Source organism: Leptospira mayottensis 200901116 (genome assembly GCF_000306675.2).
Lineage (GTDB): Bacteria > Spirochaetota > Leptospiria > Leptospirales > Leptospiraceae > Leptospira > Leptospira mayottensis.
Window position 1 is genome coordinate 132501 of sequence record NZ_CP024871.1, and the last position, 5000, is coordinate 137500.

General features: G+C 36.5%; 5 protein-coding genes (2 of these 5 cut by a window edge). 4 read left to right on the forward strand and 1 reads right to left on the reverse strand.

The annotated features are described in order from the left end of the window. Positions 1–1638 carry the end of a tetratricopeptide repeat protein gene (locus LEP1GSC190_RS00590; protein ID WP_036047622.1) on the forward strand. 1938 nt of this gene lie to the left of the window's left edge, so only the last 1638 of its 3576 coding nucleotides appear in the window; its start codon lies beyond the left edge, outside the window; its stop codon occupies positions 1636–1638. Between the two features lie 339 nt (positions 1639–1977). Here LEP1GSC190_RS00590 and trmB read toward each other — a convergent pair whose 3' ends face one another. Then, positions 1978–2631 (reverse strand): tRNA (guanine(46)-N(7))-methyltransferase TrmB, encoded by a 654-nt coding sequence (trmB, locus tag LEP1GSC190_RS00595; RefSeq protein WP_002763462.1) that lies wholly within the window; start codon positions 2629–2631, stop codon positions 1978–1980. Between the two features lie 48 nt (positions 2632–2679). On the opposite strand from trmB, the gene LEP1GSC190_RS00600 reads away from it, so the two are divergent. From LEP1GSC190_RS00600 to LEP1GSC190_RS00610, 3 genes are all read left to right on the forward strand, one after another. Beyond that, the gene (locus LEP1GSC190_RS00600; protein WP_002763486.1) at positions 2680–3618 is read left to right on the forward strand and encodes an MBL fold metallo-hydrolase; all 939 of its coding nucleotides are present in this window, start codon (positions 2680–2682) and stop codon (positions 3616–3618) included. Positions 3619–3742: 124 nt separating this feature from the next. After that, positions 3743–4093, forward strand: a complete 351-nt coding sequence (locus LEP1GSC190_RS00605; RefSeq protein WP_002763489.1) for a PilZ domain-containing protein — start codon at positions 3743–3745, stop codon at positions 4091–4093. A 274-nt stretch (positions 4094–4367) separates the two neighbouring features. Then, positions 4368–5000, forward strand: the 5' portion of a protein-coding gene (locus tag LEP1GSC190_RS00610; RefSeq protein ID WP_004279814.1) for a hypothetical protein. Its footprint extends 36 nt past the window's final position; the window shows 633 of its 669 coding nt (coding positions 1–633); the start codon lies at positions 4368–4370; its stop codon lies off the right edge, out of view.

Below are 5000 nucleotides of genomic sequence, written 5' to 3' on the forward strand. Positions count from 1 at the left end.
CATTTGGCTTTAGGAAACGAGGAAAAAGGGATTTCCATGTTGGAAAGTCCTCCGCCTGGAACTCGTAATCTTCAGACTCGGGAAGCGATCAATGCCTTTTTGCTTCGAAAGGGCGAAATAGACAAGGCCGAAGCTGGTTTTAAAGAGATTCTCGCTAAAAAACCGGATTCTTATTACAGCCATTATCAGATGGGAATCATACATCTTCAGAGAAAGAAATACGAAGCCTCAATTGATTCTTTTGACAGGTCTCTCCTTCTTAACACCGATTTTGTGGCGGCTAGAATCGGTAAGGGCATTTCCATGTATCACTCTGGAAGTAAAAAACTCGCTAAAGAGGAATTTGAAACCGCGATGCAGCAGGATTCCGCAAACGAACTTGCACCTTATAATATCGGGATCATACTTTTCAACGACAATCTTTACAACGAAGCGATTGCGATCTTTAAGGAAATTATCCAGAAAAATCCGGAATTTTCGGACGCTCATTACCAGATTTCTTATATCTATTATAAACGTGGAGATTTGGAACAGGCTGAAAAAGAGATTCGTAAAGCTTTGGATCTGGAAAGAAACGAAAAAAACCTATTTGGTTTAATTCGAATTCTTTCCGAACAAAAAACAAAAGTAGCGAACCCTGCCATCAAGAAAGAAATTTTAGAGTTAGGAAGAGAACTTGCTGAAAAGTTCCCAGCTTCTCCTCATGCGACTCAGGCTGAAAGATTAGTGATCACAGACGAGGATAACCCTGTGATCTTACAGTCTTATCAAAGTAGGGGAAAATTAATCGGTATTCCTATTCTAATTAATAATTCTGTAATATTGAACTATGGAACCAGTGTAGAGACCTTGGATAAAAATCGAGGAGTTCGCCTCTGGAGAATTCAAACAAAAACTCCTTATAAGTTCTTATTAGCTGATAAACGCCTCGTCGGAATTTCCGAAAAAAAACTTGAGATTATGGATCTTAAAACAGGACTCATATTAAGAGAAACAACACTTCCTGCCGGTGAAGTAAGAAAAGCGAATCTTTCCGGAGAAAATATTTTGATTGAAGTTGTGTCTGGAAAAAATTCTAAAATTTATAGTTATTCTGATCAACTTGAATTGAACGGTTCAATCGTTTTTGAAGGTTCGTTTTGGTCCGGGATTAAATCCGGTATTTTATTTTCAGTTGCTCAGAAAGACGGAATTCGGACGCAAGTATATGATTCTTCTTTAAAGGATTTGAATGCCAAAACGATTTCTCAAAAAGGAACCGGAGAACTTAGATATTTAGGATCTTATGAAACCGGAATTTTCTTTTTGTCCGGAAAAAAAATCATTTCGATCGATAACGAAAAATCTACTTCAATTGATCTTCCGAACGATTCCGCTTCCCAGTTCGTAGTTCGTTCTCCTTATCTTTGGTTTCGTGCGGGAAAAACTGTGTATCGCGTCGAATCAAACTCACTCAAAATAAGTTCATTTACCGTGGAAGCGTCCGATATCGAAGGAATTCTTCCAGGCAAAAAAGATGATGGAATCGTTCTATTTAAATCTGGAAAAGCGATTCGTTATGGAATCGATGGTAAACCGATTTGGTCTTATCCATTGAAGGATGACGAGGGAAAAATTTATTCTTTAGTTTATCGTTAAAAGATCAGCAAAGTACATATTGAAATTAAAAGCCTGTCCTAAAACCTTAGTTAGAATAATTCAGTAAGTTCGTAATAAAATATAGAAGTTCCCACGGATTACGTTTCTTTGGTAGTTTACGAGCTTTCGAGTATATTTTATAATTGTTAAGTTCTCGTCGAGGTTTCTATATTCTGAGGTTTTGGGACAGACTCTTAATTTTATCGAATGGAATCGATTTTATGATGGAAATTTATTCTTTCATGTTGGCGGGTTTAAGAGGCGGTATTCTAAATTTAATCGAATATAATTTTCTATTTAGAGTTATGGCTCTTTTATAAATATTACTATAGCAAAAGTTCATTTTCGAATCAGAATCTGGTCGATATAATAGATTCTTTTTCCTTCTTTCCGTTTTTTTCTTTCAAAATGAGAAACGGGAATTTCCTTTCTTTCCGATTTGAATTCCATTGTTTCCGGTTTGAAAGTTTCCGAATCTCTGAAAAGACGAATTGTCTTTCTTGCATACGGGCCATAGTCCGTTGCGAAGGAAAACTTGCCTTTTTCCGGAAGAAGAACTTTAAGAGATTCTAGAAATTTGGAATTTATAGTTCTTTTTTTATGATGCCTTTTTTTAGGCCAGGGATCTGGAAAGTTAAGTAAAATTTCGGAAAATAGGTTTTCTTCAAATACATCCGCTAAGAACCAATTGAAGTTAACGCAAAGAATTTTCACATTATCAAGGGAATGTTTTTCAATTTCGCGTATCGTGTGACGGATACGATCAAATTTCTTTTCCATCAATACGAAACCTGTATTCCGCCTCTGAAGAGCCATGGTAATGGCCACTTCTCCCCATCCGGAACCTAACTCTAAAAAATATGTCTCGAACACTTTTGAGAATAAATTTTCTTTTTTCAGTTTCCTTGCGGGGCTAGCCTGTAAAAAATAATCCGAAACGAAAGGGATCCCGCTTGCGATCGACCAGAGTTTTTGTTCAAGATCTTGGGACATGGCTATCGTCAGGGAATTTTACACATTTTGTTTGTCTAATATAATACAGTGAAAATAAAATTATACGGCGTACGTGGTTCTCTCCCCACACCATTAAGTGAATCGGAATACAGAGAAAAAATTCTTAAAATTTTGAAAGCGGCTCATTCCGAAATCAAGCGGAAGAACGGAATGTTTTCAGAGGAAGGATTTTTAGATTCTTTAGACCCTTCTCTATCTAGAACAATTGGTGGAAATACTACTTGCGTTTTTGTACGAGCTGAGTCGGGGGAGCGTTACATCATCGATTGTGGATCCGGAATGAGACAATTAGGAAATGATCTACTTGCTGAGGGTCTAAAACCCGGAGATTCAATTCACATTTTGATTACTCATACTCACTGGGATCATATACAAGGTTGGATGTTTTTTAAACCCGCTTATTTTCCTGACATAGATATTCATTTTTATTCTACCATCCCCAACCTTCAGGAAAGATTTGAAAGGCAACAAAACGAGGAGCATTTTCCTGTTTCGTTTTCTGGTATGATGTCTCAAAAAACTTTCCACCTTTTGGAAAAAAATAAAAGTACGAACATCGGATCCGTAAAGATAACTCCTTTTCTTCTGAGACATCCGGGAAATTGTACCGGATTTCGATTTGAGGAACAGGGTAAGAGCTTTTTGTTTTGTACCGATGTTGAAGTTCAGGAGCCTGATCTCGAAGAGTTTTTTGAACTCAAGAAGTCTTTCGGAGAAACGGATATGCTTATCATAGACGCTCAATATAGTTCAGAGGAAGCCGAAAAAAAAGTAGGTTGGGGGCATACCTCCGGTAAGGTTGCGATTCGTTGTGGAGAAATTTTAGAAGTCAAGCAATTGGTGTTAACGCATCATGAACCGGATCATAAAGACGAAGATATTTCTAGAATTTTTCACCAGGAATCTGAAGCCTCTACTAAGATGAAAGTTCTTTTAGGGAGAGAAAACGATTCGTTTTCTCTTTAGGAATCGTTTTTTTCTTTTGATTCTTTTTTAAGAATTTTTCTAAAAAGAATTTAGATTTATTGATCCTCACTTTCTTAAAAATTTTCTTTTATTTCGTTCGATTTGAGTTATTCTGGATTGCACTATGCAAATCGAAATGGGGCAACAGAAAAAAGTCGCTATCGATGCTTTTACCGATAAGCGTTTTTACAAACGGTTCCGAAAAAACAATCTAATAAAAATGGTTCTTGGTAAGAATGAGATTTTGGGAAATCTAGAAGATATGAGTATGATTGGAGCCTCGATTAGCTCACGAGAAGAAATTCTTTTGGGGGAACGTGTGAAATTTATGTCTCCTTTATTTTCTGTTGAAATCGAGGCAGATATTATCCGAAAAGATTTGGTTCAAGAAAAGTATAAGTACGGACTTGTATTTCACGATTTGTCGGATGCTGTAATTGCCGAGATTTTAAATAAGATTGCTTCTGCCGATTGAGGTTTGTCCCAAAAACTTAAGAGAAATCAATATTTAATAAGTTCGTAACAAAATATAGAAGTTCCTATAAATTACTTTTCCCCTTTGGGTTTTTGAACAACTTTTTTCGTTGTCGAATACCGTAAGGGTGAGTTTCCGCATATTTCGAATAGGTTTTGAGTTAATCTTGTTATAATTTCTATTTTTCTTTTTATCAAAGAATTCCTTCGATTTTGGAAATATTTTATATACTTGCCCTTAATTCGTGGGTATATAAGCCGACACTAATATTAGGATGAGAGTCAGTCCAGGAAATAAAATTCAACTCGGTAGAGACGAATCTTTGCATTATATTGGTCATGGACAGTTGGAAAGTGCTCCTGCTTCCGTATCTGTTCTCCACGTCATTTCTCATGAGCTTGGACACGTTGCCGAATTTCGCTCGGAAGCGATGAAAGATCGAGCCGAAATCCGCTCTTTAAATATGAAAATCCATTATGAGTTTCGAAATGGAAAACTCGTAGCTGTTGCGGGTGAGACGGAAGCTGTTACTGCTCAAAAGTCGGAAGAAACAACGCAAAAAAATGAAATTCCGTGGGACGAATCTTCGAAAAAAGAAAACGTCCTTAAAAAAGAAGAAAAATCTTATACTTCCGGCGATGGATTGGAAGATAAGGAAAAACAAATTCTTTCGGAGATTCGCAAGATTGAATCGGAGCTTCATACTTTTGAAGTAAAAAGAAGAGTGGAAGAAAAAGGGTTTGATCCCGTCCGAAAAGTGGAATTGGAAGAAAGGAAGAGAAAACTTGAGATGGCACTTAGCCAAGAAAAACTAAAAATGATTTTGGAAGATACATTAAATACTTTTAAGGAACTCATAGATAAACAAGCTCAAACCAGTTTGAGAATATTAAATGCAAACGTTTCC

Coding starts and splice junctions, on each gene's coding strand:
- trmB (WP_002763462.1), bottom strand. CDS start 2,631: ATGTCCCAAGATCTTGAACAAAAACTCTGGTCGATCGCAAGCGGGATC.
- LEP1GSC190_RS00605 (WP_002763489.1), top strand. CDS start 3,743: ATGCAAATCGAAATGGGGCAACAGAAAAAAGTCGCTATCGATGCTTTT.